Raw genomic sequence first — 26,439 nt, forward strand, 5'->3', positions numbered from 1 at the left:
AGGACTTCCGTGGACAGCAGGACCAAGCGCCGGTTATCCCCCGCCGAGCTCGACGCCCTGGCCCGGCGGGCGCTGGGCGCGGGCGTGGCGGCCGCCACCGAGCTCACCGACGGCTACGCCAACGCCGTCTGGCGGCTGGCGCTCGAGGACGGGCGCCAGGTGGTGCTGAAGCTGGCGCCGCCGCCCGACTTCGACCAGCTCAGCTACGAGCGCAACCTGCTGCGCATGGAGGCCGCCGCGATCGAGCTGGCGGCCGGGGCGGGCGTCCCGGTCGCGGCGTTGGTGCACGCCGGCTACGACGACCCGGTGCTGGGCGGCGACTTCCTCATGCTGGCCGCGCTGGACGGCGTGTCGTGGAACGACGTCAAGCCCGAGGGCGAAGAGGCGCTGCGCCGGGAGCTGGGCCGCCACCTGGCCAGGTTCAACACGGTGACCGGCGAGGTGTTCGGCTATCCACACGCCGGGATCGTCGGCGCGACCTGGCGGGAGGCGTTCCTGGCGATGGTGGCGGCGCTGCTCGGCGACACCGAGCGCTATCCGACACCGCTGCCCCGGCCGGTCGAGGAGATCATGGCCGTGTTCGAGGCCGCCGCGCCCGTGCTCGACGAGGTGACGACGCCGCGCCTGGTCCACTTCGACGTGTGGGTGGGCAACGTCTTCCTGGACCTGAGCGGGCCGCCGCGGATCCAGGCCATCATCGATCACGAGCGGGCGTTCTGGGGCGATCCACTCGCCGAGTTCGTCACTCCGACGATCTTCGGTGAGCTGCGCGAGGACGACCCGCTGCTGGTGGGCTACCGCGAGGTGACGCCGCTGGAGCTCACCCCTGCCGCGCGCATCCGGCTCGACCTCTACCGGGCCTACCTCTCCCTGATCCTGCTGGTGGAGAACGGACCCCGGCAATACCCGGAGGACGAGTACGCCAGGATCCGCGACGGCGCGACGAAGTCACTGGACGACGTGCTGGACCGCCTCGTACGCTCCTCCCTCAGCGCCCTGGGATAGTTTCGCGCACTGTCCCGCGCCGGCTCCGGCCTGCTTGTTCGGCACGCCGAGGTCCGCCGGCGCGGGCGTGTTCCCGGCGCAGGCGAGCGCGCCCTTGACGGTGGTGCCTGACAGGATCGGCGCCGTGTTGCCGGTCAGCAGCGCGGCGCCGCGCAGATCGGCGCCCACGACGATCAGCTCCGCCGCGTCCTGCACGGTCAGCGCGCCCTGGAGGCGGGCGCCGAGCAGGTGCACCGCGGCCGGCTTGGACGCGGCCAGCGCGCCGGTGATCGCGCCGCCGGTGACCACCAGTGAGGCGCCGGCCTTCACCGTGACGGGGCCGGTCACCCGGGCGTGGTCGAGGCAGGTGACGCCGCCGGCGATGACGAGCGCGCCCCGGTGATCGCCGGTGACCGTACGGGTGCAGGCGGGCGGCGGCGCGATCGTCGTGACGGTGAAGCTCCTGGCCTTGCCGTGGTTGCCGGCGGCGTCGATCGAGCGGTATTCGATGGTGTGGCGGCCGCGCGGCAGCTTGCCGTACACCAGCGAGTCGATGACCGTGCCCCGCTCCGAGAAGGTCCACGGCAGCTCGGAGGACGTGGGCCAGCCGAAATAGTTGAACCAGCCGTCGCCGTCCACCCTGGACTCCGAGACCACATACCCGTCGCGGTCGTCGGTCCCGGTGAGCCGCATCGTGAACGGGCCGTTGTAGACGTAGGTGCCGGCCGATGCGGCCAGGGGCTCCGACAGCTCGTACGCGGTGGCGGGCGGCGCCGCGTCGATCGACCAGGTGAGCGTCTGACCGCCGAGAGCCGCGGTGAGCGTGTGCCGGCCCGGCCCGAGGTCGTGCTCTCCCAGGTCGAGGTCGGCGCCGCCGTGGACCTGCTTGCCGTCGAGCATCCAGGTGATCTTGGGGATGGCGGCGGCGGGATGGGTGGTCTCGGCGTACACGACGTCGTCGCGGCCGACCGGCCGGTCCACCGGGGTGGAGGAGACGAAGGCGGGCTCGACGCCGTCCGGCGGGGTGGTCAGCGCGGTGTCGACTGTCCAGGTGCGCGAGCGCGTCATGGCCGCCTTGACCGCCGGGTCCCTGACGAACCCGGTCGGGTCCGAGACGGTGGCCGTGACCGTGTGCGTGCCCGGTGAGAGGCCGAGTGTGCGCAGGTCGAGAGCGTCCTGGTCGCCCGGCAGCTCCCGGCCGTCCAGGGTCCAGGTGGTCGTCAGCGAGTGACTCACGGGGCGCATGGGCTCGACCCACAGCACCCGGTCGGCGCCGACGGGGGCGTCCACGGGCGCCGAGTCCTGGATGACCGTGGTCTTGGCGGTGATGCGCTGCGTCATGACCTCGCGGCTGACCTGGTCGAAGTAGTAGCCGAGGGTCTTCATCATCGAGTGCGCGCTCGGCCGCCACACGCCGGTCGTGTAGTAGAGGCCGCCCTCGTAGCGGCCGATCGGGCCGCCGGACTCGCTCGGCTCCCCCAGCCAGCGCCACCATTTCTGCTGCTGGTCGCGCAACTGCTGCTCGGTCAGCAGCGTGTGGTGCGCGCTGGACGGCTCCGGGCCGGTGTAGGCGCCGCCGGGGACGCCGCGCTGGTAGTAGTCGTACTCGTCCTGCAGGCCGCCCAGGGAGTGGCCCAGCTCGTGCGGGCTGATCAGGGCGGACATGCTGTTGCTGCCGGAGGCGGTGGCGTACGTGCCGCCCGCGCCGCCGTACGTGCCGCTGTTGCCGAGCGCGAGGATCTGCCTGTTGGCCGAGGTGGTGCCGGTGACCATGTTCGCGTAGCGGGTGGCGGCGGCGTTGTCCATGGTGATGAGGCGCTGGACGCTGTTCGGGTTGCACCGTCCCCAGAAGCCCATCCCGAGCGGCGTCGTCCTCCTCGGCGCGTCCAGGCCGGGGTCGCAGCTGATGCCGGACTCGCCGGAGACGATGTCGATGCGGAAGACGTTGATGTAGTTGCGGTACGACTTGAACGGCTCGATCGACCACATCACGTTGAGGTGCCGGTCGGCGTCGGCCTGGAACTCGGCCTGCTCGGCCTCGGTGTAGCCGTCGCCCATGAGGATGAGGTTGAACCTCTTGGCCGGGGCGCCGGTGACCTGCACGGGCACCACGGTGGCCGCGCCCGGGACGGCGGACGCGTGCGCCGGGGCTGCGGATACCAGGGGAAAGAGCAGGGCGGCGGCCGGCAGCAGTGCCGCGAATGTACGCATGCCCGCACTATCTCGCAGACCGCGATCACTGCCCAGTAGGACATGATCGCGGCGTTTCGGCGGGGGCCACGGGCCCGTTCAGGCGGCAGGCAGCTCGGCCAGGAGGATGGGCTTGCCCGTGGGCTTGCCGGAGCCGCCGGCGGGCTCGACCGTGAGCGCCACGTGGTCGTCCTCCCGCAGGGGCGTGACCAGGATCGGCGCGGTGACGCCGCCCGGGGCCGGGCCGAGCAGCCCGGCCGGGCGCGGGCCGTCCGGGCTCATCAGCCACAGTTCGTACGTCCGGGAATCCGGCAGCGCGGCCAGGCCCGAGGAGATGAACACCATCCGGCCCTCGGCACGCGAGATCACGATCGTGCCGGTGCCGCCCGAGGTGACCGGCCGGCGGAGCGTCTCGGCGTCGGGGGCGGCCAGCACGGCGGCCGTCTCCGCGTTCCTGGCGGCCAGTTCGCCCAGGTCGCGGCGGGCGTCGAAGGCGACGGCGCCGAGCGCGACCGCGGCCGCCGCGGCCACCGCCGCCAGCCCCGCCATGACCTTCGACCGTCCTCGCCTGAGCGGCACGACCTCCCCGCCGCCCTCCGGCCGCGGGGCCTCTCCGGCCTCTTCCGGGCGCAGCGGGATCTCCCGTGTCATCGGGAACGCCGGCACCGGCCCGGCCCGGAAGCCCGGAGCGTCCGGCGGCCGGGGCGCGATCCCAGGGGGCGGGGCGTCGCCCTGTCCCTGGGCCGGAGGGAATGCGAGCGTGGGCGCGTCGGACGGCATCGCGCCGGAGGCGAAGGACTCCGGCGCCCGCCGGACGGCCGGGGCGTTCGCCGGCGGTTCGTCCTGGTGGGGCCGCGAGGGCGCGCGGGTCTCGGGAGGGCGCCAGATGGTGGGGCTGTCGTCGGGCACCCGGTCCGGCCGGTCGGCACGGCGCCGGGCTTCGGCGAGGAGGCGCTCGCGCAGCACGGCGGGCGGCTGTTCGGCCACCGACTCCGCCAGCCTGGCGGCCGTCTCCCGCAGGCGCCGTATCTCGGCCACGCATCTCTCGCACGCGCGCAGGTGCTCCTCGAACAGCACCCACTCGGCGTACGGCAGTGCGTGCACGGCGTAGGCACCGGAGAGGGCGTGGAGGTCGTCGTACATCATCCACTCCCACGGTGAGAGGCGGCTCACGCATGTACTTCGGCCGCTCGGGCATGTCGGATGGCCGCGGGGCCTTGCTCATTTCCCGTGATGTGGAACAATCTCATTGGGTGATGAATTATGTCTTGTGTGATCGCGGGAGGCGGCCCGGCGGGCGCGATGCTCGCCCTGCTGCTGGCAAGATCGGGTGTCGAGGTCACGCTGCTGGAGAAGCACGCCGATTTCCTGCGTGACTTCAGGGGCGACACGATCCACCCGTCCACGCTTCAGGTCCTGGACGAGCTGGGGCTGGCCGACGAGGTGCTGAAGCTGCCGCACCGCAAGCTGTACGAGCCGCGCCTGGTCACCGACACGGGCGAGGTCCGGCTGACGAGCCTGCGCACGCTGCCCGGACCCTATAACTACATCGCGTTCATCCCGCAATGGGACTTCCTCTCCATCGTGACCTCGGCCGCCGCGCGGTATCCGGGGTTCCGGCTGCTGATGAGGTCGGAGGCGTACGACCTGATCCGCGAGGGCGGGGCCGTGCGCGGGCTGCGCTATCGCGACGAGTCGGGCGAGCACGAGATCAGGGCCGACCTCACCGTGGCGGCCGACGGCCGGCAGTCGGTGCTCCGCGAGCGCGCGGGCCTGGTGCCGCAGGAGTTCGGCGCGCCGATGGACGTGGTGTGGTTCCGGCTGCCCTGGCGGGAGGGCGATCCCGAGGACACCTTCCTGCGGGTGGCGCGGGGCCACATGATGGTCGCGATCAACCGGGTGAGCTACTGGCAGCTGGCGTACATGATCCCCAAGGGCGGGTTCGACCGGCTCGTGGCGGCGGGCGCCGACGCGCTCCGCAAGCCGGTGGCGGCGCTGCTGCCGTTCCTCGGGGACCGCATCGGGCAGCTCGGCGGCTACGACGACGTCAGCGTGCTCACGGTCGTGATCAACCGGCTGCGACGCTGGCACCGGCCCGGTTTCCTGTGCATCGGGGACGCGGCGCACGCCATGTCGCCGGTGTTCGGGGTGGGCATCAACCTGGCCATACAGGACGCGGTGGCCACCGCCAACCTGCTGGCGGGGTCGCTGCGGTCGGGCGCGCCCATCCCGGAGTCCACCCTGCGTCTGCTGCAACAGCGGCGCATGCGGCCGACCAAGGTGACCCAGGCCGCCCAGCGCGTGGTTCAGAACCTGCTGATCGAAAGGGCGCTGAAGCGCCAGTTCGACCCGGCGAGGCTGCCGCGGAACCTGTCGCGGATCCCGCCGCTCGCCCGCCTGACCGCGCGCTTCTTCGGCTACGGCGTGCGCCCCGAGCACGTGGCCACGAAAAGGCATGATCGAGCTGCCGGGCTCGGGGTCAAAACGTGGACAACAGGGGTCGGTGGGGGTGACTCAGTGGAATACCCTCGTATCTTGTGAGCAGCAATCTTCTGGATCTCGATTCGTGGCGAGCCCTCCCCGCGGCGCAGCAGCCCGACTGGCCCGACCGTGGCGAGCTCGACAAGGTCGTCGCCGAGCTCGGCGGCCTGCCCCCGTTGGTCTTCGCCGGCGAGTGCGACCAGCTCAAGGAGCAGCTGGCCGCCGTCGCCCGCGGTGAGGCGTTCGTCCTGCAGGGCGGCGACTGCGCCGAGACCTTCTCCGGCGCCACCGCCGACAACGTCCGCAACAAGCTCAAGACGCTGCTGCAGATGGCGATCGTGCTGACCTACGCGGGCAAGGTGCCGGTGGTGAAGATCGGCCGGGTCGCGGGGCAGTTCGCCAAGCCGCGCTCCAAGCCCACCGAGACCCGCGACGGCATCGAGCTGCCCGCCTACCGCGGCGACATGGTCAACGGTTTCGAGTTCACCCCCGGGTCACGCAGGCCGGATCCGTGGCGGCTGCTCAAGGCGTACCACTCCTCGGCCGTGACGCTCAACCTCGCCCGGGCCTTCACCAAGGGCGGCTACGCCGACCTGCGCCAGGTGCACGCCTGGAACCAGGACTTCGTGGCCGAGTCGCCGGCCGGGCGCCGCTACGAGCAGCTGGCCAGGGAGATCGACCAGGCGCTGGCGTTCATGCACGCCTGCGGCGCCGATCCGGAGGAGTTCCACACGGTCGAGTTCTACTCCTCTCACGAGGCGCTGATCCTCGACTACGACCGGGCGCTGACCCGCATCGACTCGCGTACGGGGCTGCCGTACGACGTCTCGGCGCACATGGTCTGGATCGGCGAGCGCACCCGCCAGCTCGACGGCGCGCACGTCGACTTCTTCGCCCGCATCCGCAACCCGATCGGCGTCAAGCTCGGCCCGACGACCACGCCGCAGGAGGCGCTGGCGCTCGTCGAGCGGCTCAACCCGGACAACGAGGCCGGGCGGCTCACGTTCATCACCAGGATGGGCGCCTCCAAGATCCGCGAGCACCTGCCGTCGCTGGTCAAGGAGGTCACCGCCTCCGGTGCGCAGGTCGCCTGGATCTGTGACCCGATGCACGGCAACACCTTCGAGGCGCCGAGCGGGCACAAGACGCGGCGGCTCGACGACGTGCTCGACGAGGTGGCGGGCTTCTTCGAGGTGCACCGGTCGCTCGGCACGCATCCGGGCGGCATCCACATCGAGTTCACCGGCGACGACGTGACCGAGTGCGTCGGGGGCGGGCACGGGATCGTCGAAGGCGACCTGGCCACCCGCTACGAGACGGCCTGCGACCCGCGGCTCAACCGCAGCCAGTCGCTTGATCTGGCCTTCCGGGTGGCGGAGCTCTACCGCGGCTGACCCCGCGATTCGGTACGACCGTGGCGGGCCGGAATGTGTTCCGGTCCGCCCTTTTCCGCCCTGCGATTCACCGGCTCCGACGTCGAAAAGGCGCGCCATAGTGATCTGCGTCTCAGCCGGATGGGACTAATACGGTTTCCGGTGAATTGAGAGCCTTCGCGACTATGATCGCCCGAAAGAGGCGAAATTTCGGGAGAAAACGTGGACAGTGCCCCCGAGGGGGTGGACCCCAACGTCCCCAACGTCGCGCGCATGTATGACTACTACCTCGACGGCAAGGACAACTTCGCAGCCGACCGGGCAGCGGCCGAGCAGATCCTGAAGACGTTCCCCAACACCAAGGAAGGCTGCCGGGCGAACCGCGCGTTCCTGCGCCGCGCCGTGCGGCACGTGGTGGACGAGGGCGTGCTGCAGATCGTCGACCTGGGCGCCGGGCTGCCGACGCAGGGGAACACGCACGAGATCGCGCCGGAGGCGCGCGTGGTCTACGTCGACTACGACGCCGTGGTGTGCGTCCACGGCAGGGCGCTGCTGGCCAGGAAGGACAACGTCGACTTCGTCCAGGCCGACGTGCGCGAGCCGGACGCGCTGCTGGAGAAGCTGGGCGGCCTGGTGGACTTCGGGCGGCCGGTGGCGTTCCTGATGCTGGCGGTCCTGCACTTCGTCCCGGACGACCCGGCCTACGACCTGGTGGCGAAGCTGCGGAAGGTCAGCGTGCCGGGCAGCCGGCTGGTGATCAGTCACGCGGTGGACAGCACGCCGGACACCACTCCGCAGGCTCTGGAGATCTACAAGAAGGCCACGGCCTCGCTCAGCCTCAGGACCCGCGAGGAGATCCTGCGCTTCTTCGACGGCTACGAGCTCGCCGAGCCGGGGCTGACGTACCCGAACGGCTGGCGCCCCGACGATCCGAACGCTCCTGGCAACGGCATCGACTTCGGGTACGTGGGGGTCGGCCGCAAGCTCTGACCCCGGGCACGCGTAATGCCCCGCCGGACGGGCGGGGCCTGGACCGTCAGTTGTTCCCGGCCTTCTTCAGTTCCTCGGCGAGCTCGGCCCTGATGGCGTCCATGTCGAGCGCCCGCACCTGCCGGATCAGGTCGTCGAGCGCCGGAGCCGGGATGGCGCCGGCCTGGGCGAAGACCACGATGCCGTCGCGGATCGCCATGAGCGTGGGGATCGAGGTGATGTCGAAGCCCTGCGCGAGGCCCTGCTCGGCATCAGTGTCGATCTTGCCGAAAGTGATGTCGTCGTGCTTGTCCGACGCCTGCTCGAAGATCGGCCCGAACTTCTTGCACGGCGGGCACCACTCGGCCCAGAAGTCGAGCAAGACGATCCCCTTGTCGGCGATGTCGTTGAAGTTCTTCTCTGTTACTTCGATCGTCGCCACACGTGGCTCCTCGCTCCTCGTCGCTTCAATGCACGGGTGTCAACCACGTACCCGCTCCCAGCATTCCATGCTCGGCCCCGTTCCGCCCATGATCGGCGATCATGCGGAATGCGCGCCGTGGAGGGCAGGCGCGGCCCGGAGCGGGCCGCGCCTGGGGAAGATCAGCGGCCGCCCGGCAGGGTCAGGCCGACGATCAGGGGGTCGTGGTCGGAGGAACGGTAGGCGTCCGGCTTGTAGAGGCCGGGCGGGTTGTACTCGGTGTTGTAGTCGAGGATGCGCGGCTCGTCGGCGTTGATGTGCCAGATCGTCGCGCTGGTGACCCGCTTGAGCAGCTGCTTGCCGACCATGGCGTGGTCGAGCTCGCCCGCCCGGCCGTCGAACAGGTAGCTGTAGCGCAGCGGCGCGGGCACGAACCTCTTGGTCACGCTGGTCAGCCCGCCCGCCTCGAGGGTGTCGATGGGGTCCTCCTCGCCGTAGGCGTTGAGGTCACCGAGCACGATCGGGTTCGGCAGGTCCGCGACGATGCCCAGCAGCGTCTCGGCCTGCTTGACGCGGGTGGCGTTCCAGCACCCCTGCCCGTCGCCCTGGTCGGCGTCGGGGCCGCCGGAGGGGCAGGTGCCCTTGGACTTGAGGTGGTTGACGATCATGGTGAACGGCTGGCTTCCGCTCGTCCTGCGGAAGGTCTGGATCAGCGGCGGGCGGCTGAACACCGGGTCCTGCGAGGCCGTGGGCGCGCCGACCGGGGTGAGCTTGCCGGGCTTGTAGATCAGGCCGACCTGGATGAGGTCGGTGCCGGGGTACGGGTGCGCGAGCGCCGCGTACGTGCCCGCCCCGACCTCGGCGTTGACGGCGTCCACCAGCGCCTGGAGCGCGGTCTGGCCGTTGTTCTCGATCTCCATGAGCGCGACGGCGTCGGCGTCGAGCCCCTTGAGCGCGGCCACCAGCTTGGCGAGCTGGCGCTGCTGCTCCTCGGCGGTGGTGGCGCCGCGCGAGCCGAGCGTGGTGAACCAGTTGAGGGTGTTGAGCGAGGCCACCTTGACGTTGCCGATCACCGGGAACGGCTTCGGCAGGCGCGGATTGAGGTTGGTGTAGCCGATGGGCTTGGTGGGCTGCAGGCGGTACTTGCCGAATCCGTACCCGAGCACGCCGGTGACGCCGACGGCGACCTCGCCGGTCCGCACGATCGGCGGCAGGGTGGCGGGGTTCTCCCTGTTCGAGCCGTCGTCGACGAGCAGCGAGCGCCGGGCGTCGAGCGCCGCGTCCACGCCGGGCCGGTCGGTCGGCTGGTACAGCCGGCCCTGCGAGGACACGGTGACCTCGCCGTAGCGGCCCAGGTTGTAGTGGTCGCTGACGGTCAGCGGCTGCGGGAACGTGAGCAGCATGTTCTCGACCGGCTCGAGCCCGTCGGAGGGCAGCGTGTACGGCCGCGCCGCCACGCTCCCGGTGCCGCACACGTCCACGGCGGTGACCGGCGACAGCTCGGTCCAGCCGTTGAACTCGACGGCCTTGCCGGTGACCAGCACCCGGTCGCCGACCTTGACGTCCTTGAACGACTCGCGCGCGAACGCGAACAGGCCCTCGGAGGTCTTCGGGTCGGCGTCGGGCTTCGGGTCCTGCAGGAAGAAGCCGCTGAGCTGGTCGGTCCGCTGGAAGTCGGCGGTCACGACGCCCTCGACCCGCACGGTCGTCCCGGCCAGCGGGCTGGCGTCGCCACTGCCCTGGACCTGGGCGACGCGGTGGGTGGCGGGGGTGTCACAGGGGCCGGCAGGGGCGGCCGCCGCCGGGGTGGCGGAGAGAGCTACCGCAACCAGGGCAGCCAGGGAGGCTCGGGATAAAACGCGCATGACCGGAACTTTAGAGCCATTGTTGGCAACATTTTTCCACGTAAAAGTGGATAGAACATTAAAACACCGAACCTTGACAACCGCCGTCGCGGGTATGACCTGTGCATGGACTGGGTCACCTGCGCGCATTCGGTCGCCTGCACCGGAATCGCAAACCGTCCCTCCGGCTTCTGCCTGGCACACCTGTCACCCGAACAACTCCCGGAAGCGCTCGGCCGGCTGTTCCCCGGCCGCCTGCTCGACCTGCGCGGCACCACCGTCACCAGCGACCTGTTATCGCGAGTCCTGGAGGCCACCGGCGGCCGGCCGGGGCGGGCCCGGCTGGACCGGGCCACGTTCACCGGCGACGTCCGGCTGTCGGGCGTGACGTTCGCCGGCGACGTGTCACTCGACGGCGCCAAGTTCGACCGGCTGGCCTCGTTCTTCGGCGCCCGCTTCGAGGGCAACGTGTCGCTGGCCGAGGCCAGGTTCGCCCGCGAGCTGTCCTTCCACGGCGTCACCGTGCGCGGGCACGTCTCGCTCGACCGGGCCGTGATGTGCCGCGACGCGGTGTTCAGCCAGGCCGTCTTCGGGCACGGGCTGTCCTGCGAACGGGCCAGGTTCGACGGGTACGCCACCTTCGACGGCGCCCGCCTCGGCGACGGGGCCGCCTTCCGCGGCGCGCGCTTCGGCCGCACCCTGTCCTTCCGCAAGGTCAGCGGGCACGCCGGGTTCGAGGCCGCGCACTTCGCCGCGGACGCGTACCTGTCGGCCACCGGCCGGCTGTCGGTGGCCCGCGCCCGTGCCGACGGCCTGCTGGACGTGACGGTCGCGGGGTGCGGCGTGGACCTGCGCGGCGTGGCGGTCGCCGGCGCGACCACGCTGAAGCTCACCGACTCGCAGGCCGACCTGGAGGGCGCGGTGCTGCGCGGCCCGGCCACCGTGACCGGCAGAGGCGCCGCCACGCTGACCTCGCTGCGGCAGGTGGAGGCGGCCAGCCTGGCGCTGTTCGGGCTGGACCTGTCGGCCTGCCGCTTCGCCGGGCTCGCCCATCCCACCGGGGTGCGGGTCAAGGACTGCACCTTCGCGCTCACTGCGCGCGGTGTGCGGGTGAGCCTGCGCCGGCCGATGCTGCGCTGGTTCTCCCGCCGCAGCGCACTGGCCGACGAGCACGGCATGCACGGCATGCCCAGCGGGACGGGCCCCGGTGACCCCGGGGTCACGCCCGACCGGCTGGCCGCGCTCTACGCCGGGTTACGCCCCAGCGACCGCGCCACCTCGGCGGACTTCGCCCTCGCCGCCATGGAGATGCGCCGCAGGGCCGGCCACCGATGGTGGCTGTCGGTGTCGTGGCTCTTGTTCGGGTACGGCATGCGCATGGGCCGGGCGGCGACCTGGCTCGCGGTGCTGGCGGCGCTGGCCGCGGCCGCCGTGCCGTGGGCCTCGGCCTCGAACGCCCACCCGCTCGGCCCGGGCGTGCGCGACTAGAGCTCGGCCACGATGGCGACGATGGCCTGGAAGTGGCGCGAGCGCCAGCCGCCGCCCATGATGCGCCGGGAGAGCTGCTGGAGCTCGTCGTCGGGGTCGAAGCCCTCGTGGTCGAGGAACAGCCTGGTGCCCTTGCCTTCCGGCTCCAGCCGCCAGGCGACCGTCCAGTCGGCCCGCTTGCCGTCGCTCCAGCTGATCTTCAGCAGCTTCTCCGGCTCGAGCTCCAGCACCTCGCAGTGGACGATCCCGTCGAAGCCCACCTGTTTCTTGGGCTCCGTCCTGAACGTGAACCGGTGCCCGACCTCCGGCTTGAAGTCGTTGGGCATGAGCCACCTGGCGACCAGTTCGGGGTCGGTGAGCGCCCGCCACACCTTCGCGGGCGGGTGCGCGATGAACTGGTCGAGCCTGATCGCTCGCAGGTCTTCAGCCTGTGGGGCCATCGTCTTCTTCCATCTCGTCGAGCAGGGTCGTGAGGTTCGCGAGCTTCTCCCGCCAGAACCGTTCGTAGGGCGTGAGCCAGTCGCGGATCTCCATGAGCGGCGCCGCCTCCAGCCGGTAGTGCCGTTCCCTGCCCTTGCGGGTCTCGGTCACCAGCCCCGCGTCCTTGAGCACCTTGAGATGCTCCGACACGCTGGGCCGGCTCATGTCGAACCGCTCGGCCAGCCGGCCGGCGGGCTGGCCGCCCTCCTCCAGCAGCAGGCGCAGCAGCTCGCGTCTGGCCGGGTTGGCCAGCGCCGTGAACACGTGGTCGGCCGTCATATCTGGCTGACGACGAACCCGTTGCCGAAGGGGTCGTGGAACAGCAGTTGCCTGCCCCACGGCTCGTCGCTCGGCCCTTCGAAGGCGACCTCGTGCTCGCGCAGCCGGGCGGCCAGCGCCTCGAGGTCGGGCGCGCCCACCACCAGGCCGCCGATCGGGGCCATGCCGGGGAACCAGGACGCCAGCAGCAGCGCGGTCTCGGCTCCCTTCGGGGCGACGGTGAGCCAGCGGCCCATGGGGAACGGGTTGTCGGTGCGCACCTCGAAGCCGAGCACGCCGGTGTAGAAGTCCAGGGCCCGCTCCTGGTCGGCGACGGGCACGGTGACGGTGAGGATTGTGGAGACTGACATGCGAGCCACTATACGTAGGTTTTTTCCTACATATCAACTCCCCGGAAAAATCGGGGAGTTCCCGGAGTGACCCCCGAGGGCCACCCTTCGTACACTGGGGATCATGCGCATCGACGACTACGTGGCCGAGCTCGACCGCGTGCTGGCCGGGCCGCACGGGCCGAAGCGGGACCTGGTCGTCGAGGCGCGCGACAGCCTGACCGACGCCGCCGACGCGCTCGAGGCGGACGGCCTCCAGCGGGCGGAGGCGGAGCGGATCGCGGTGGCGGAGTTCGGGCCCGTCGCCGAGATCGCCCCCGGCTACCAGGCCGAGCTCACCTCGGTCGCGGGGCGGCGGCTGGGGATGCTGCTGCTCGTCGGCGTGCCGATCACCGTGCTCATGTGGTCGGTGATGTGGCGGATGTACCCGCCGGGAGACGACGTGTGGGCGAGCCAGCCGGGGTGGTATTCGCTGGTTTCGCAGCTGCTCGACATCATCCAGCTCGGCGTCGGCGCGTACGGCGGGCTCGCGCTGTTCGCACTGGGCAGGGGCGCCCGGTGGATCCACCGGCCACGGTTGCTGACGCGGTCGCTGGCCGTGCTCGTCTGGGTCTCGCTGCCGATCATCACCGGGCTCGGATTGCTGCTCACCTTCGGCACGGAGGGGGCCAGCAGCCTGGAGTTCCTGCCCTCCATCCTGGCCAACCTGGTGACCTCGGCCATGTGGGGACTGCAGATCTACGGCGCCACGCGGTGCATGCGCATCACCCGGGCGTCCCTGCCTCGCCTCGACCGCCCCTCCGTGCTGTCATCCTGAAGCGGCCGCCTCGGCGCGCAGCACGTTGCCGATCACCGAGGTGAACTCCCGCCAGGCCGTCCGCTCGCCTGCGAGCTGCTTCCTGCCCGCGTCCGTCAGCCGGTAGGTGCGCCGCTTGCGGCCGCCCACCGTCGCCCACTCGCTGGACAGGTAGCCGATGCGCTCGAGCCTGCGCAACGCCGGGTAGACGGTGCCGGTCGGCACGCTCAGCGCGCCTCCGCTGCGCTCCTGCAGCGCCTCGATGATGGCGTAGCCGTGCAGCGGCTCCCGCTCGAGCACTGAGAGCAGCAGCGCGTCCATGTGCCCGCGCAGCGCGTCCGGATTCATGTCTCAGATCTTAGGCAACCGGTCAGCATGTAGCCAGTCTACATGTAGGCTATCTACATGTAGACAGACACAACATCGGAGTCGTGATGGACGTACTCGATCTGGCACGCACGCAGTTCGCGGTGACCGGCAGCCTGCATTTCCTGTTCGTGGTGCTCACGCTGGGCCTGGCGCCGCTGGTGGCGATCATGCACACCCGCTGGGCGATGTCGGGCAAGCCGCTCCACGAGGCGATGACGCGGTTCTGGGGGCAGATCTATGTCATCAACTACGCGCTCGGCATCGTGACCGGGCTGGTGATGGAGTTTCAGTTCGGGCTGTCCTGGAGCGGGCTGTCCCACTACGCGGGCGACGTGTTCGGCGCGCCGCTGGCCATGGAGACGCTGGTGGCCTTCTTCCTGGAGTCCACGTTCCTGGGCCTGTGGATCTTCGGGTGGAACCGGCTGCCCAAGGGGCTGCATGTGGCGTGCATCTGGCTTGTGACGCTGACGGCGTACGGGAGCGCGTTCTTCATCATGGTGGCCAACTCGTTCCTGCAGAACCCGGCCGGTGCCGTCGTGCGCGGCGGCCGGATGGAACTGGTCGACTTCGGCGCCCTGCTCACGAACAAGACCCTGGTCTTCTCCTTCCCTCATGTGATCGGGGCGGGGCTGTTCACGGGGGCGATGGTGCTGGTGGGGGCCAGCGCGTACCAGTTGCGGCGCCGTACCGGCCAGGTGGAGTTCTTCACCAGGTCGCTGCGGACCGGCGTGCTGGTGGCCGCGCTCGGGATCTTCCTCACGATGGGGTTCGGGTACGCGCAGTTCGGCGGGATCCAGGAGGGCAAGTTCGACGACGGCAGAGGGGCGGTCCCGCTCGCGATCATGATCGAGTTCGGGCAGTTGCTGGCGCTCGTCGTGCTCCTGGTGATGCTGCCGCTGATCCGTGTCCTGCCGCGATGGCGCTGGACGCATCCGGTGCTGATCGCGATGACGCCGCTGCCGTTCGTGCTGTCGATCATGGGCTGGCTGGCCAGGGAGATCGGGCGGCAGCCGTGGATGATCTGGCAGCAGCTGACCGTGGCCGACGCCATGTCACCGGGGCTGACCTCGGGCATGGTCACGGCCTCGCTGATCGGGTTCGCCGCCGTGCTGGGGCTGCTGGCGGTCGTCGACTACGTGCTCATCGCGCGGGTGGTCAGGCGCGGGCCGCGCGACCTCGACCTCGGCGCCACCGCTGATGAGTCCCGGACCCCGGCGATGAGCTTCTAGGAGAGCTGACATGGAAGTGATCTGGTTCGTCATCTTCGCGACGCTGCTGGCCGGCTATTTCGCCCTTGAGGGGTTCGATCTCGGCGTCGGGCTGCTGCTGCCGGTGCTGGGCAGGACGCGGGAGGGCCGCGACCGCATGGTGGCCGCCGTGGCGCCGTACGTGCTGGCCAACGAGGTGTGGCTGGTGGCGGTCGCTGGGACGCTGTTCGGGGTCTATCCGCTGCTCGAAGGGGAGGTGCTGTTCGGGTTGTACCCGGTGGTGGTGGCGATGCTGCTGAGCTGGGTCCTGCGCGACGCCGGCCTGTGGTTCCGGCGCAGGCTCGACGGCTCCAGGTGGCGCGGGTTCTGGGACGCGATGATCGCGTTCGGGTCGCTGGGGCTGTCGTTCGGCTGGGGCATGGCACTGTACGCGGCGGCCACCGGGTTCACGTCGTCGCCGGTGCATCCGCTCGGGGTGATGCTGGGCGTGGTCGTGACCATGCTGTTCGCCTTCCACGGGTGGACGTTCCTGGCCTGGCGGGCGCCCGGCGACTTCGGCGCCACCCGGTCGGGGCGCGCCCTGCTGATCTCCGGGGCCGTCGCCGCGCTCCCCGCCGTGGGGGTGCTGGCCGGGGCGATGCCGTACCTGCTGGACCACAGCGCGCCCGCGGCTACCTTGAATGTGCTCAGTGTCATCGTCCTTCCGTTCGCGCCTATCATGCTGGGCGCGCAACTATGGGTATGGCGCACTTTCCGCCCAGGGAAGGACGCCTTCCGGCTCCCGTCGTTCTTCTGAGGATTCGTGCATAAGGATCTCCTGCGGCTCATGCGGGCCGAGCGGTCGGTACGCCGCCACCTGACCGTCACCATGGCCGCGGCCGTGCTGGCGGGGCTGCTCGTGCTCGTGCAGGCCGAATTGCTGGCCGGGGTGCTGTCCGGCAGGTTCACCGCCGCCGCCCTGGCCGTCCTGGCCGCGGTGGTGGGCGTGCGGGCGCTGCTCGCGTGGACCCAGGGGGTCTTCGCCGGGCACACCGCTACCGGGGTGAAGTCGGCGCTGCGCCACCGGCTGCTGGCCCGGATGCGCGAGCTCGGGCCCGGACGGCTGGCCGCACACCGCTCCGGCGAGCTGGTCACCCTCACCGGGCGGGGCCTGGACGGGCTCGACGCCTACCTGACCGGCTACCTGCCCGCGATCGCGGTGGCCGGGGTGGTGCCGCTGGCCGTGCTCGTCCGGCTGTTCGCCGCCGATCTCGCGAGCGCGGTCATCGTGCTGATCACGCTGCCGCTGATCCCGATCTTCGGCGCGCTGGTCGGCATGACGACCAAGGCCGTGACCGAGCGCCAGTACCGCGCGCTGTCGCGGCTCGGCGGCCACTTCCTCGACGTGGTGCGCGGGCTGCCCACGCTGCGGGCGTTCGGGCGGGCGCGCTACCAGGCCACCGTCATCCAGCAGGTGGCCGACGCGCACCGCAGCGCCACCATGCGGACGTTGCGGGTGGCGTTCCTGTCGTCGCTGGTGCTGGAGCTGTGCGCGTCGCTGTCCCTGGCGCTGGTGGCGGTGCCGGTCGGGCTGCGGCTGCTCGGCGGGTCGCTGGATCTGACGACGGCGCTGCTGGTGCTGCTGCTGGCGCCGGAGGCGTACCTGCCGCTGCGGGCCATGGGGACGCGGTTCCACGCCTCCATGGAGGGTGTGGCCGCCGCCGACGCGGCCTTCGCCGTACTGGACTCCGCGCCTGAGCCCGCGGCGGTGGCCGGGGCCGGGCGCGCCACCGCGTCCGGCGGCGCGCCGGAGATCCGGCTGGAGAACGTGAGCGTCCGCTACCCCGGCAGGGACGCCGCCGCGCTGGAGGACGTCACGCTCACGATCGGGCCGCGCGAGCGGGTCGCCCTGGTGGGCGAGAGCGGCGGCGGCAAGAGCACCCTGCTCCACCTCATCCTGGGGTTCATCCAGCCGTCGCAGGGCCGGGTCCTCATCGACGGGACGGATCTGCGCGATCTGGACCTGGCGAGCTGGCGGGCGCGGCTGGCGTTCGTGGCGCAGCGGCCGCACCTGTTCACCACGTCCGTAGCCGACAACATCCGGCTGGGGGCGCCCTCCGCCTCTCTGGAGGAGGTACGCCGGGCGGCCGCGGCCGCGCACGCCGACTTCGTGGCGGGGCTCCCCCAGGGGTTCGACACGGTGGTGGGCGAGCGCGGGGCCAACCTGTCCGCCGGGCAGCGGCAGCGGATCGCGCTGGCCCGCGCCTTCTGCCGTCCTGACGCCTCGGTGCTGCTGCTCGACGAGCCCACGGCCCGGCTCGACGGGCGCAGCGAGGCCGCGGTGGTGGCGGGGACGGCGGAGCTGGCCCACGACCGCACGGCCGTCATCGTCGCGCACCGGCCGGCCATGATCGACCTGGCTGACCGCGTCATCCGCATCCACGAGGGCCGCATCGTCTCCGACACGACCCGCGGCCCGCGCCCGGCCCCCGGCGCACTCTTGGACACCGCCCGGCCGGGCTCTGGCGAGAACCCGTCGGATGCCACCGAGGCGGGCGCCGATGACGAGGACCTCCATCCATCGGGTGCCGCCGATCCAGGGGGCGGAGAGAACGGCCTTGACCCCGCACCCGGCGCTAAGGGTGGCGGGGACGACGGTCTTGACCCTGCACGCGGAGACGACTTCGAGGCGTCTTCGGATGCGGCGGCGGGGGCCGGCGGGGGCGGGCGACAGGAACCCGATCGGGTGGTGGCGGTGCGGCCTGAGGGGAGCGAGCGATGAACCGGCGCATGGGGATGCGGCTGGTCTGGGCCGTGCTGGCGGGGGCGGCGGCCGACCTGGCCGGGCTCGGCCTGATCGCCGCCGCGGCCTGGCTGATCACCAGGGCCGCCGAGCAGCCGCCCCTGGCCGCGTTGAGCGTGGCGATCGTGGCGACCCGCGCGTTCGCCACGAGCAAGGGCGTCTTCCGCTACGCCGAACGCCTCACCGGCCATGACGTGGCGCTGCGCGCCCAGGCCGGCACCCGCGAGAACCTCTACCGGGCGCTCATCCCGCCCCAGCAGCCCCGTCACGGCGGCGCCGACCTGCTCAGCCGCATGGTGGACGACACCGAGGCCGTACAGGACCTGCTGGTCCGCTGCCTGCTGCCCGCCGCCGCGGCGGCGATCGCCGGGCTGGCCGCCGTCGTCATCGGGCTGACCATCCTGCCGGTGGCGGCCCTGGTGCTGGTGGCCGGGCTGGTGGTGGCGGGAGTGCTGCTGCCCGCGAGTACGGCCGCCGCCGCCCGCCGCTGGTCGGCCCGGATCGCCCCCGCACGGGCGAGGCTGGCCGCCCGGGTGGCCGACCTGGTGCACGGTTCCGCCGACCTGGCCGCGTACGGCGCCGACGGGCAGGCGCTGGACAAGGCGATGGCCGCCGACGAGGCGCTCGCCACGCTCGAACGCCGCCAGGCCCGCGTCCACGCCGCCGCCCTGGCCGGGGGCACGCTGGTGCAGGGGCTGACGGTCGCGGCCGTCGTACTGCTCGCGCAGGGGGCCGGGGTCGGCTCGGTCGGTACGGCCGTGCTGGCGTTGACCTGCCTGGTGTCCTTCGAGCCCGTGCTGCCGTTGGCGGCGGCGGGCGAGCGGATGGCGGGGATCACGGCGGCGCTCAGGAGGCTGCGCGAGGTCCGCTCCGCCGCCCCGGCCGTCGTTGAACCCGCCGCACCCGCGCCCAGGCCGGAGGCCCCGCTGACCATCGAGATCAACGACCTCGTGGTCCGCCACACCGCCCGGCCGGGCGCGGACGACGCCTCGACACCGCCCCACGACGCCCACCAGCCCGCCCTGGACGGCACCCGGCGCATGCCTGCGGCCCGGGGCAGCGCCACGCACGCCACCACGGCACGTGACAGCGCCATCGACGCGGCTCCGGCGGACGGCGAGCGGCCCGCGTTGGATGGCGTGTCGCTGCGACTCACCCCCGGCAAGCGGATGGCGATCGTCGGGCCCAGCGGGGCGGGGAAGAGTACGTTGCTGGCCGCGCTGATGCGGCTGGTGGATCCGGAGTCCGGAAATATCCAGATCAATGGGGTGGACCTCCGGGACCTCGCCGGCGACGACGTACGAACTCTGATGACCGGCCTCACCCAGGACCCGTACATCTTCCGCACCACCCTCCGCGACAACCTGCGCCTGGCCGGTCCCGAGGCCGACGACGAGACGTTGCGGCGCGCCGTACGGGACGCCCGGCTCGACGGCTGGGTCGAGCGGACCGGGTGGGACACCGAGCTGGGCGAGGACGGCAGGACCGTGTCTGGCGGGCAGCTGCAGCGGCTGGCCCTGGCCAGGGCACTGCTGTACGACCCTCCGGTGCTGCTGCTCGACGAGCCCGCCGAGGCGCTGGACGAGGAGACGGCCGACCGGCTGATGAGCGACCTGCTCGATGTGACCAGGGACCGCACCACGCTGCTCGTGACGCACCGGCTCAAGGGGCTGGAGCTGGTCGACGAGGTCGTGGTGCTCGAAGAGGGCCGGGTCGTCCAGCGGGGGCGTCACGACGAGCTCGTCGCCGTGCCGGGCTACTACCGCGACCTGTGGGAGTCCGAGGCCTTGACCAGGCGATAGTCCTCGCTCGCCGGCCGGGCATTGTGTTTGCGTCGCCATCAGGTTTAAACTGCAAACCAGTTTGAGGATTCGAGGGGTTGCGATGGTGGATGACGAGCGGGCGCCCAGCCCCGAGGAAATGCTCCGGGTCATCGAGGAGCAGCAGAGCGCCGCCGCGAGATTCCTGTACGGCGATCCGCTCCTCACGTACATGCCGTGGGGCGTGGCCTGGCTGCTCGGCTTCAGCGCGCTCTTCCTCCACTACGGGCTGGACGGGCGGCCGTACGCGCCGATCTCCCTGGGGCAGGCGCTGTCCGTGCTGATGATCTCCCAGCTCGCGGCCGGCGCGGTGAGCGCGTACGGGATCGTGCGGGGAAGCAGGCCGGTCCGTGGCGTCAGCGCAAGCAGAGGGACGATGTATGGCTATTCCTGGTTCGCCGGGATGGCGCTGGTGGTCATCGTCGCCAGCAGGATGGGCCCGCTGCTGCCCGCCCAGGAGCGCGGCCTGCTGTGGGCGGGCATGTCGCTGACGGTCGTGGCGGTCCTGTACATGGCCGGCGGCGCGATCTGGCTGAGCTGGCAGATGTTCTTCGTCGGCGTCTGGGTGGCGGCCGTCGACGGGCTGGGGGTGCTGCTCGGTGCCGGCTGGCACGCGCTGCTGACGGCGGTGCTGCTGGGCGGTGGATTCATCGCAGCGGGCGTGTGGCAGAGGTGCCGGGCGTGACGGCGGAGAAGGCGCTGCCCGAGCTCGACCCGGTGATCCACGCTCAGGCCAGACTGCGGGTGGTCGTCGCGCTCAACGTGCTCGGCGAGGGTGACGAGATGGCCTTCGGATCACTGCGGGATCTGCTCGGCATGACGGCGGGCAACCTGTCGGTCCACCTGACCAAGCTCGAAGAGGCCGGATACGTCCAGATCACCAAGACGCACAAGGGGCGCACCCCGGTCACGTACGTGGCGCTCACCAAGCGGGGGCGGCTGGCCTTCGAGGACTACACCAAGGCGATTCGCGCCCTGCTGAACAACGCTGGAGGAATCATATGACCGTCCTCGCGAGAGCGATCGAGGCCACCCGCCGCTACGGCGGCGTGCTCGCGCTCGACCGCGTCACGCTCGACATCAGGCCGGGCGAGCTGGTCGGGTTGCTCGGCCCCAACGGCGCGGGCAAGTCCACCTTGATCAACCTGTTCGTGGGGCTGCGGCGCCCGACGTCCGGCACGGTCGAGCTGCTCGGCGGCTCGCCCCGGGACCCGGCGGTACGCCGCGGCATCGGCGTCACGCCGCAAGAGACCGGTTTGCCCGAGTCGTTACGCGTCGGGGAGATCGTCGAATTCGTCTCGGCGCACTTCCCCGAGCGAACCGGCAAGGAAGAGCTGCTGGCCAGGTTCGGGCTGGACGACCTGGTCAAGCGGCAGGTCGGCGGCCTGTCAGGCGGGCAGCGGCGGCGGCTGGCCGTGGCGCTGGCGTTCGCGGGCAAGCCGAAGCTGGTGTTCCTCGACGAGCCGACGACCGGCCTGGACGTGGAGGCCAGGCGGGCGCTGTGGGACGGCATCAAGTCCTTCCATGACGACGGCGGCACGGTGCTGCTCACCAGCCACTACCTGGAGGAGATCGAGGCCCTGGCGCAGCGGGTCGTGGTCGTCGGCCACGGGCGCGTGCTCGCCGACGACACGGTGCGGGCCGTACGCGACATGGTGGATGTGCGGCGGGTCTCGCTCGTCGCCGACGACCTGCCCGAGCTGCCCGGCGTGCTCGGCTCCGAACGCGCGGACGGCCGGGTCAGCCTGGTCACCACCGATCCCGACCGGCTGGTCGTCGAGCTGGTGCGGAGCGGCACGCCGTTCTCCGGGCTCGAGATCAGGCCGACCACCCTGGAGGAGGCCTTCCTCGCCATCACCTCGAAGGAGACCGCGCATGTCTAGCCTGGTCGTCGCGCATACCCGCCATCTCCTGATCGAGCAGATCAGGGTGCCCATCGGCCTGCTGGCCGGCGCGTTGTTCCCCGCCATCACCATGCTGGCGTTCGTGGTGCCGTTCGCCGGGCAGGATCCCAAGGCCGCGACGATGGCGGCGGGTTCGCTGATGCTCTTCGGCGGGATGTCGAACGCGCTGATAGGGCTCAGCATCTCGGTCTCACAGGACCGTGAGCAGCCGTGGAACCCCTACCTGCGCACGCTGCCCGCCGGACCGTTCCCCCGCTTCGCCGGGCGGATCCTGGCGGCGCTGGCCGTCATGCTGGTCTCGGTGATCCCGGTGCTGCTGGTGGCCGCGTTCCTCACCGAAGCGACGATCACGCCGGGCAGGCTGCTGGCCGGGCTGGGCCTGCTGGTCGCCGGGTTGGTCCCGTTCATGCTGATGGGCCTGTTCCTCGGCTTCACGCTGTCGTCCAAGGCGGCGATCGGGGTGTCGCAGCTCGTGTTCTTCCCGCTGGCCATCCTCGGCGGGCTGCTGCTGCCGCCGCAGATCCTGCCCGGGTTCATCCAGGCGGTCTCGCCGTACATCCCCACCAGGGGCGCGGCCGAGCTCATCTGGTGGGCGACCGCCGGCACCAGTCCGAGCGTCGTGTCGCTGGTCATGCTCGCCGGATGGACCGTCGTCGCGGCGGCGGCCGCGGTGTGGGCCTACCGCCGCGACGAGGGCCGGCGCTTTATCTGATCAACTGGGGGGTGTGCCGCCGAGTCCGCAGCGATCTCGACGGCACACCCGTCCATGAGGGGGTTCTGTTATTTCTTCTCTTCGAGGGTGACGGTCACCTCGTTGGTCTGCCCGTCCCTCATATATGTGATCTTGACCTGTTGGCCCGGTTTGAAACCTCTGACCTGCCCAACTACAGTATCTCCTCCGTCAACCGCCTTGTCGCCCACCCTCGTGATGAGGTCGCCCTGCTTCAGCCCGGCCTTGTCCGCCGGGCTTCCCGCGGTGACCTGCCTGATCAGCGCGCCGGGCACGTCGCCGGTCGCGTCGGTGACGCTCACGCCGAGGAAGGCGTGGTTGACCTTGCCGTTGCTGATGAGCTGCTCGGACACCTGCTTGGCGGTGTTGACGGGGATGGCGAAGCCGACGCCGCCGCCCGCCGCGTCCGAGGCGATGGCGGTGTTGATGCCGACCAGCTCGCCCGCCGCGTTCACCAGCGCGCCGCCGGAGTTGCCCGGGTTGATCGAGGCGTCGGTCTGGATGGCGCCGCCGATCGTGGTGGGCTGGCCGTCCTGGCCCTGCTGCTGACCCCAGCCCGGCGGGATCTGCTGGCGCTGCTCGCCGCCGACGGTGAGCGTGCGGTCGAGCGCGCTGACGATGCCCGCCGTGACCGATCCGTCCAGGCCGAGCGGGCTCCCGATGGCCAGTACGGCATCGCCCACCTGCAGCTTGTCACTGTCGCCGAGCGTGGCCTTGGTCAGCCCGGAGACGCCTTCGGCCCTGATGACGGCCAGGTCGGTGGCCGGGTCGGTGCCCACCACGCTGGCCTTGGCCGTCTTGCCGTCGCTGAACTTGACGGTCATCCCGCCCTGGCCCGCGCCCACGACCACGTGGTTGTTGGTGAGAATGAGCCCGTCCTCCGACAGCACGACGCCGGATCCCTCACCGGTCTGGCCCTGGATCATCACGACGCTCGGCTGCACCTTCGCCGCCACCTCGGCGACGGTGAGCTGGTCGGAGGCGCTCTTGAAGACGGGGCCCGGCGTGCTGGTGTTGCTGCTGCTGACGATCTGCTCGGGCTGGAACGCGGTGACGGCGGCGGCCCCCACGACGCCACCGCCAACGGCCATGGCCGCCATGGCGAGCCCGGCGACGGCCTTACGCCCGAAGCCGGGCCTCTTCGGGGGCGCGGGCGGCGGTGGAGGCGGCGGCTGCTCCATCATGATCGTGTCCCGCCGGGGGAAGCCCCCGGCGGCCGGTGGGGTGTCGCCGAATTGGCTCCACCCGGTGCCCTGCTCGCGAGGCTCGTTCGCGTCCATCTTTCATCTCCCTCGAGTCCCGATGACTCTAGGGTCGCAAGGAGCGCGTAAGCCCTGGTTAAGCCGGTGATCAGAGCACTATGAGAGGGCTGATGAAGGCCTTATCAATGCTGCTGGGAGGGCTTGGCCGCCGGTTCGCGGCCGCTCGAATCCTGCGGGTGACGCAGCGCGTGATCGGCGAATCCGCCGCGCCCTCGAACCCCTACGGTGGACGCCGCGAGAGGGCCGCAATGCTCAAGACGGACATTCTGTCTTGATCGATTCACAGGCGACAGCATAGGCGGCGCTCATGATGCCGGCCGCTCTTCGAACGCGGGTACGCACGACGGCTCGGCGGGTCCGGAAGCGGACACTCGCTTTCGGGCTGATCCAGGACATCCTCCGGGAGACGCCATTTGGGACGCGTCCCAATGTGGCCGCAAGCGGTCACGGCGCGCCCTCCGGACGACGCCCTTGCGCAGGCACCCCGCTCGGACGGGCCGGCGCCGCACCTTCCCGGGAACGCCGCGCGAGATTAGTGACGGGCGTAAAGCGGCCTTACTCCCGTCGCCCGATTGACCGCGTGAAACTGACGGCCCATAGTCAGTGAGTCACCGCGCCTGCCTGTCACCTCACCTGACGTGCTGAACTCTGGACTGCCCGATCGGCGCCGATCGGGCGTCGCTGAGCGCCCGGGATCGGGGGTGCCGGCGTGGCATATGTGCCTGAATCAGGCCAGCACGCGCGTACTCACTCAAGGAAGCGGGAGGAATCGCACATGGCCACGTACACGACGCAGATTCAGTGGGGCGGCGCCGACGCCGAATGGCACGACGACGCCGACCTGACCATCGTCATCACCAACCGGGACGGGGTCGTGCCGCAGAGCGGCATGCCCGGCACTGGCACCCAGGTGGCGTGGGCGTCCCCACAGGGCAACGGGTCGATCACGTTCTTCGAGGACGGCAACAGGTTCATGGGGTCGGCCCAGTTCAAGGGTGAGGGCCCGGTCGGGTACCGCGGCCTGATCAAGCGCTGACCACCGGCTCGGCATGGTAGCGGGCTGCGGGACGCCGTGGCCCGCCACTCGGCCGGTCGGCCCGGGGGACGCCGACCGTGATCGGTAAGCCGTTCCGAAGGTCCGTTTCGCGGCAGCTGGACGCCCAACGACCAGCCCGATCGGCGCCCTCAGCTAGCTGCGAGCCGGCCAGTACTCGTCCCTGAGCAGGCGCTTGTAGAGCTTGCCCGTCGGGTGGCGGGGCAGTTCGGCGCGGAAGTCCACGGACTTGGGGCACTTGTAGTGCGCCAGGTGCTCGCGGCAGTACGCGATCAGCTCCGCCGCCAGCTCCGGACCCGCCTCCGCCATGGACAGCGGCTCGACCACGGCTTTGACCTGCTCGCCCATCTCATCGTCCGGCACCCCGAACACCGCCACGTCGGCCACCTTCGGATGGACCGACAACACGTTCTCGGCTTCCTGCGGGTAGATGTTCACCCCGCCAGAGATGATCATGTACGAGCGGCGGTCGGTGAGGTAGAGGAAGCCCTCCTCGTCCAGGTAGCCGATGTCGCCCAGCGTGGTCCAGCCCCTCCCCCGCGGGTCCTGTGCGGAGCGGGTCTTGCCGGGGTCGCCGTGGTATTCGAATTGGCCGCCGTTCTCGAAGTAGATCGTGCCGTGCTCGCCGGGCGGCAGGTCGTTGCCGTCCTCGTCGCAGATGTGCACGATGCCGAGCAGGGAGCGGCCGACCGTGCCCTTGTGCTTCAGCCAGTCCTGGGGGCCGGCATAGAGGAAGCCGTTGCCTTCGGTGCCGGCGTAGTACTCGTGGATGATCGGGCCCCACCAGTCGATCATCTGCTCCTTGACGGGGACGGGGCAGGGAGCGGCGGCATGGATCCCGAACTTAAGGGATGAAATATCGTACTTTGTCCGGGTTTCTGGCGGCAGCTTGAGCATCTTGATGAACATCGTGGGCACCAGCTGCGAGTGCGTCACCCCGTACCGCTCGACCAGCTGCAGATACTGCTCGGGGTCGAAACGCTCCATCACCACGACGGTGGCGCCGAGCCGCTGGAAGGTCATGCTGTAACGCAGCGGGGCGGCGTGGTAGAGGGGCGCGGGCGAGAGGTAGACGCTGTCCGGCGTCGGCGCGAACAGCGCTTCCACGAGTTTGAAGAGCAGACCGGGTTCGGTGAGCGGGCCGTGCGTCGCCGGCAGCTTGACGCCCTTCGGACGGCCGGTGGTGCCCGAGGAGTAGAGCATGTCGGCGCCCGTGCACTCGTCGTCGAGGGGGGTGATCGGCTGCCCGGCGACCGCCTCCTCGTACGAGTCGAAGCCCTCGGCCGCGCCGTCCAGCATGAGGCGCAGCTCGACTCCGGGCGCGGCGGCGGTGATCGAGGTGGCGACGCCGGCCAGGTCCGCGCTCGAGATGAACACCCGGGCGCCGCAGTTGCCGACGATGTAGGCCAGCTCGTCGGTCCGCAGCCGCGAGCCGACCGGCGTGTAGTGCAGGCCCGCGCGGTGCGCGGCCCAGGCGACGACCAGGAAGAGGGGATGGTTGGCGAGCATGAAGGCGATGTGGTCACCCGGCCGCAGCCCGGCCGCGCGGAACAGGTGGGCCAGCCGGTTCGATTCCTCGTCCAGCTCGCGGTAGGTGATGACCTTCCCGGAGCCCGCCATGATCACAGCGGGCTTGTCGGGGGTGGCTGCTGCGATGGCTCCCGGATACATGACCG

Annotated in this window: 25 protein-coding genes; 15 read left to right on the top strand and 10 right to left on the bottom strand. The window is 71.0% G+C overall.

Annotated elements, in window-relative coordinates; all coding sequences use genetic code 11:
* The first annotated feature begins 9 nt into the window (after positions 1 to 9).
* A complete protein-coding gene (locus tag ACTMTI_RS17415) occupies positions 10 to 1,005 on the top strand; it encodes a phosphotransferase family protein (RefSeq protein WP_441121399.1) in 996 nt (331 codons plus the stop codon).
* On the opposite strand, the gene ACTMTI_RS17420 is transcribed toward ACTMTI_RS17415, so the two are convergent.
* Entirely contained in the window at positions 949 to 3,195 is a 2,247-nt protein-coding gene (locus tag ACTMTI_RS17420) for a M64 family metallopeptidase (RefSeq protein WP_441121400.1), read from the bottom strand. The two genes, ACTMTI_RS17415 and ACTMTI_RS17420, sit on opposite strands and share 57 nt — an antisense overlap.
* Positions 3,196 to 3,273: 78 nt before the next feature.
* Positions 3,274 to 4,320, bottom strand: a complete 1,047-nt coding sequence (locus ACTMTI_RS17425) for an anti-sigma factor (RefSeq protein WP_441121401.1) — start codon at positions 4,318 to 4,320, stop codon at positions 3,274 to 3,276.
* 117 nt (positions 4,321 to 4,437) lie between these two features.
* On the opposite strand from ACTMTI_RS17425, the gene ACTMTI_RS17430 reads away from it, so the two are divergent.
* From ACTMTI_RS17430 to ACTMTI_RS17440, 3 genes are all read left to right on the top strand, one after another.
* Positions 4,438 to 5,715 (top strand): FAD-dependent oxidoreductase, encoded by a 1,278-nt coding sequence (locus ACTMTI_RS17430; RefSeq protein WP_441121402.1) that lies wholly within the window; start codon positions 4,438 to 4,440, stop codon positions 5,713 to 5,715.
* Positions 5,712 to 7,049: a class II 3-deoxy-7-phosphoheptulonate synthase gene (locus tag ACTMTI_RS17435; RefSeq protein ID WP_441121403.1), complete on the top strand. Its 1,338-nt coding sequence runs from the start codon at positions 5,712 to 5,714 to the stop codon at positions 7,047 to 7,049. The genes ACTMTI_RS17430 and ACTMTI_RS17435 overlap by 4 nt, the downstream gene beginning before the upstream one ends.
* A gap of 201 nt (positions 7,050 to 7,250) precedes the next feature.
* Positions 7,251 to 8,018, top strand: a complete 768-nt coding sequence (locus ACTMTI_RS17440; RefSeq protein ID WP_441121404.1) for an SAM-dependent methyltransferase — start codon at positions 7,251 to 7,253, stop codon at positions 8,016 to 8,018.
* 46 nt (positions 8,019 to 8,064) lie between these two features.
* On the opposite strand, the gene ACTMTI_RS17445 is transcribed toward ACTMTI_RS17440, so the two are convergent.
* Positions 8,065 to 8,439: a thioredoxin family protein gene (locus ACTMTI_RS17445; RefSeq protein WP_441121405.1), complete on the bottom strand. Its 375-nt coding sequence runs from the start codon at positions 8,437 to 8,439 to the stop codon at positions 8,065 to 8,067.
* 161 nt (positions 8,440 to 8,600) lie between these two features.
* Positions 8,601 to 10,283 (bottom strand): ExeM/NucH family extracellular endonuclease, encoded by a 1,683-nt coding sequence (locus tag ACTMTI_RS17450; RefSeq protein WP_441121406.1) that lies wholly within the window; start codon positions 10,281 to 10,283, stop codon positions 8,601 to 8,603.
* A 105-nt stretch (positions 10,284 to 10,388) separates the two neighbouring features.
* Between ACTMTI_RS17450 and ACTMTI_RS17455 the strand changes: the two genes are divergently transcribed.
* Positions 10,389 to 11,750 (top strand): pentapeptide repeat-containing protein, encoded by a 1,362-nt coding sequence (locus ACTMTI_RS17455; RefSeq protein ID WP_441121407.1) that lies wholly within the window; start codon positions 10,389 to 10,391, stop codon positions 11,748 to 11,750.
* Here the strand turns inward: ACTMTI_RS17455 and ACTMTI_RS17460 are convergent.
* The 3 genes from ACTMTI_RS17460 to ACTMTI_RS17470 are packed head-to-tail and all read right to left on the bottom strand — an operon-like array spanning position 11,747 to position 12,859.
* Entirely contained in the window at positions 11,747 to 12,190 is a 444-nt protein-coding gene (locus ACTMTI_RS17460; RefSeq protein ID WP_441121408.1) for an SRPBCC family protein, read from the bottom strand. The two genes, ACTMTI_RS17455 and ACTMTI_RS17460, sit on opposite strands and share 4 nt — an antisense overlap.
* Positions 12,174 to 12,509 (bottom strand): ArsR/SmtB family transcription factor, encoded by a 336-nt coding sequence (locus ACTMTI_RS17465; RefSeq protein ID WP_441121409.1) that lies wholly within the window; start codon positions 12,507 to 12,509, stop codon positions 12,174 to 12,176. The genes ACTMTI_RS17460 and ACTMTI_RS17465 overlap by 17 nt, the downstream gene beginning before the upstream one ends.
* Entirely contained in the window at positions 12,506 to 12,859 is a 354-nt protein-coding gene (locus ACTMTI_RS17470) for a VOC family protein (RefSeq protein WP_441121410.1), read from the bottom strand. Before ACTMTI_RS17470 ends, ACTMTI_RS17465 begins: the two co-directional genes overlap by 4 nt.
* Before the next feature lie 103 nt (positions 12,860 to 12,962).
* On the opposite strand from ACTMTI_RS17470, the gene ACTMTI_RS17475 reads away from it, so the two are divergent.
* Positions 12,963 to 13,655: a permease prefix domain 1-containing protein gene (locus tag ACTMTI_RS17475; RefSeq protein ID WP_441121411.1), complete on the top strand. Its 693-nt coding sequence runs from the start codon at positions 12,963 to 12,965 to the stop codon at positions 13,653 to 13,655.
* Here ACTMTI_RS17475 and ACTMTI_RS17480 read toward each other — a convergent pair.
* Positions 13,647 to 13,982 (bottom strand): helix-turn-helix transcriptional regulator, encoded by a 336-nt coding sequence (locus tag ACTMTI_RS17480; RefSeq protein ID WP_441121412.1) that lies wholly within the window; start codon positions 13,980 to 13,982, stop codon positions 13,647 to 13,649. The genes ACTMTI_RS17475 and ACTMTI_RS17480 overlap by 9 nt on opposite strands.
* A gap of 86 nt (positions 13,983 to 14,068) precedes the next feature.
* Between ACTMTI_RS17480 and ACTMTI_RS17485 the strand changes: the two genes are divergently transcribed.
* The 8 genes from ACTMTI_RS17485 to ACTMTI_RS17520 all read left to right on the top strand — a co-directional run bounded on the left by ACTMTI_RS17485 (position 14,069) and on the right by ACTMTI_RS17520 (position 22,429).
* Positions 14,069 to 15,232, top strand: a complete 1,164-nt coding sequence (locus ACTMTI_RS17485) for a cytochrome ubiquinol oxidase subunit I (RefSeq protein WP_441121645.1) — start codon at positions 14,069 to 14,071, stop codon at positions 15,230 to 15,232.
* A 10-nt stretch (positions 15,233 to 15,242) separates the two neighbouring features.
* Entirely contained in the window at positions 15,243 to 16,007 is a 765-nt protein-coding gene (locus ACTMTI_RS17490) for a cytochrome d ubiquinol oxidase subunit II (protein WP_441121413.1), read from the top strand.
* Positions 16,008 to 16,013: 6 nt separating this feature from the next.
* Positions 16,014 to 17,972, top strand: coding sequence for a thiol reductant ABC exporter subunit CydD (cydD, locus tag ACTMTI_RS17495; protein ID WP_441121414.1), 1,959 nt, complete (start codon positions 16,014 to 16,016; stop codon positions 17,970 to 17,972).
* Positions 17,969 to 19,795: an amino acid ABC transporter ATP-binding/permease protein gene (locus ACTMTI_RS17500; RefSeq protein WP_441121415.1), complete on the top strand. Its 1,827-nt coding sequence runs from the start codon at positions 17,969 to 17,971 to the stop codon at positions 19,793 to 19,795. Before cydD ends, ACTMTI_RS17500 begins: the two co-directional genes overlap by 4 nt.
* Positions 19,796 to 19,877: 82 nt before the next feature.
* A complete protein-coding gene (locus ACTMTI_RS17505; protein ID WP_441121416.1) occupies positions 19,878 to 20,498 on the top strand; it encodes a hypothetical protein in 621 nt (206 codons plus the stop codon).
* A complete protein-coding gene (locus tag ACTMTI_RS17510) occupies positions 20,495 to 20,818 on the top strand; it encodes a transcriptional regulator (RefSeq protein WP_441121417.1) in 324 nt (107 codons plus the stop codon). The genes ACTMTI_RS17505 and ACTMTI_RS17510 overlap by 4 nt, the downstream gene beginning before the upstream one ends.
* Positions 20,815 to 21,696, top strand: coding sequence for an ABC transporter ATP-binding protein (locus ACTMTI_RS17515; RefSeq protein ID WP_441121419.1), 882 nt, complete (start codon positions 20,815 to 20,817; stop codon positions 21,694 to 21,696). Before ACTMTI_RS17510 ends, ACTMTI_RS17515 begins: the two co-directional genes overlap by 4 nt.
* Positions 21,689 to 22,429: an ABC transporter permease gene (locus tag ACTMTI_RS17520; RefSeq protein ID WP_441121420.1), complete on the top strand. Its 741-nt coding sequence runs from the start codon at positions 21,689 to 21,691 to the stop codon at positions 22,427 to 22,429. Before ACTMTI_RS17515 ends, ACTMTI_RS17520 begins: the two co-directional genes overlap by 8 nt.
* Positions 22,430 to 22,497: 68 nt before the next feature.
* On the opposite strand, the gene ACTMTI_RS17525 is transcribed toward ACTMTI_RS17520, so the two are convergent.
* Positions 22,498 to 23,727, bottom strand: a complete 1,230-nt coding sequence (locus ACTMTI_RS17525; RefSeq protein WP_441121421.1) for a S1C family serine protease — start codon at positions 23,725 to 23,727, stop codon at positions 22,498 to 22,500.
* Between the two features lie 757 nt (positions 23,728 to 24,484).
* Here ACTMTI_RS17525 and ACTMTI_RS17530 point away from each other — a divergent pair.
* Positions 24,485 to 24,745: a hypothetical protein gene (locus ACTMTI_RS17530; RefSeq protein WP_441121422.1), complete on the top strand. Its 261-nt coding sequence runs from the start codon at positions 24,485 to 24,487 to the stop codon at positions 24,743 to 24,745.
* Positions 24,746 to 24,898: 153 nt separating this feature from the next.
* Here the strand turns inward: ACTMTI_RS17530 and ACTMTI_RS17535 are convergent, their stop codons facing one another.
* Complete coding sequence (locus ACTMTI_RS17535; RefSeq protein ID WP_441121423.1) at positions 24,899 to 26,434, bottom strand: AMP-binding protein; 1,536 nt, start codon at positions 26,432 to 26,434, stop codon at positions 24,899 to 24,901.
* Positions 26,435 to 26,439: the final 5 nt, after the last annotated feature.

Origin of the sequence: Nonomuraea sp. H19 (assembly GCF_052068215.1) — a bacterium.
In the GTDB taxonomy this organism is placed as follows: Bacteria; Actinomycetota; Actinomycetes; order Streptosporangiales; family Streptosporangiaceae; genus Nonomuraea.

Bases quoted from the DNA above. Each gene is read 5' to 3' on its own strand.
- ACTMTI_RS17420 (WP_441121400.1), bottom strand. From the start codon at position 3,195: ATGCGTACATTCGCGGCACTGCTGCCGGCCGCCGCCCTGCTCTTTCCC.
- ACTMTI_RS17425 (WP_441121401.1), bottom strand. From the start codon at position 4,320: ATGATGTACGACGACCTCCACGCCCTCTCCGGTGCCTACGCCGTGCAC.
- ACTMTI_RS17430 (WP_441121402.1), top strand. From the start codon at position 4,438: ATGTCTTGTGTGATCGCGGGAGGCGGCCCGGCGGGCGCGATGCTCGCC.
- ACTMTI_RS17450 (WP_441121406.1), bottom strand. From the start codon at position 10,283: ATGCGCGTTTTATCCCGAGCCTCCCTGGCTGCCCTGGTTGCGGTAGCT.
- ACTMTI_RS17455 (WP_441121407.1), top strand. From the start codon at position 10,389: ATGGACTGGGTCACCTGCGCGCATTCGGTCGCCTGCACCGGAATCGCA.
- ACTMTI_RS17460 (WP_441121408.1), bottom strand. From the start codon at position 12,190: ATGGCCCCACAGGCTGAAGACCTGCGAGCGATCAGGCTCGACCAGTTC.
- ACTMTI_RS17465 (WP_441121409.1), bottom strand. From the start codon at position 12,509: ATGACGGCCGACCACGTGTTCACGGCGCTGGCCAACCCGGCCAGACGC.
- ACTMTI_RS17470 (WP_441121410.1), bottom strand. From the start codon at position 12,859: ATGTCAGTCTCCACAATCCTCACCGTCACCGTGCCCGTCGCCGACCAG.
- ACTMTI_RS17475 (WP_441121411.1), top strand. From the start codon at position 12,963: ATGCGCATCGACGACTACGTGGCCGAGCTCGACCGCGTGCTGGCCGGG.
- ACTMTI_RS17480 (WP_441121412.1), bottom strand. From the start codon at position 13,982: ATGAATCCGGACGCGCTGCGCGGGCACATGGACGCGCTGCTGCTCTCA.
- ACTMTI_RS17485 (WP_441121645.1), top strand. From the start codon at position 14,069: ATGGACGTACTCGATCTGGCACGCACGCAGTTCGCGGTGACCGGCAGC.
- ACTMTI_RS17490 (WP_441121413.1), top strand. From the start codon at position 15,243: ATGGAAGTGATCTGGTTCGTCATCTTCGCGACGCTGCTGGCCGGCTAT.
- ACTMTI_RS17500 (WP_441121415.1), top strand. From the start codon at position 17,969: ATGAACCGGCGCATGGGGATGCGGCTGGTCTGGGCCGTGCTGGCGGGG.
- ACTMTI_RS17505 (WP_441121416.1), top strand. From the start codon at position 19,878: ATGGTGGATGACGAGCGGGCGCCCAGCCCCGAGGAAATGCTCCGGGTC.
- ACTMTI_RS17515 (WP_441121419.1), top strand. From the start codon at position 20,815: ATGACCGTCCTCGCGAGAGCGATCGAGGCCACCCGCCGCTACGGCGGC.
- ACTMTI_RS17520 (WP_441121420.1), top strand. From the start codon at position 21,689: ATGTCTAGCCTGGTCGTCGCGCATACCCGCCATCTCCTGATCGAGCAG.
- ACTMTI_RS17525 (WP_441121421.1), bottom strand. From the start codon at position 23,727: ATGGACGCGAACGAGCCTCGCGAGCAGGGCACCGGGTGGAGCCAATTC.
- ACTMTI_RS17530 (WP_441121422.1), top strand. From the start codon at position 24,485: ATGGCCACGTACACGACGCAGATTCAGTGGGGCGGCGCCGACGCCGAA.
- ACTMTI_RS17535 (WP_441121423.1), bottom strand. From the start codon at position 26,434: ATGTATCCGGGAGCCATCGCAGCAGCCACCCCCGACAAGCCCGCTGTG.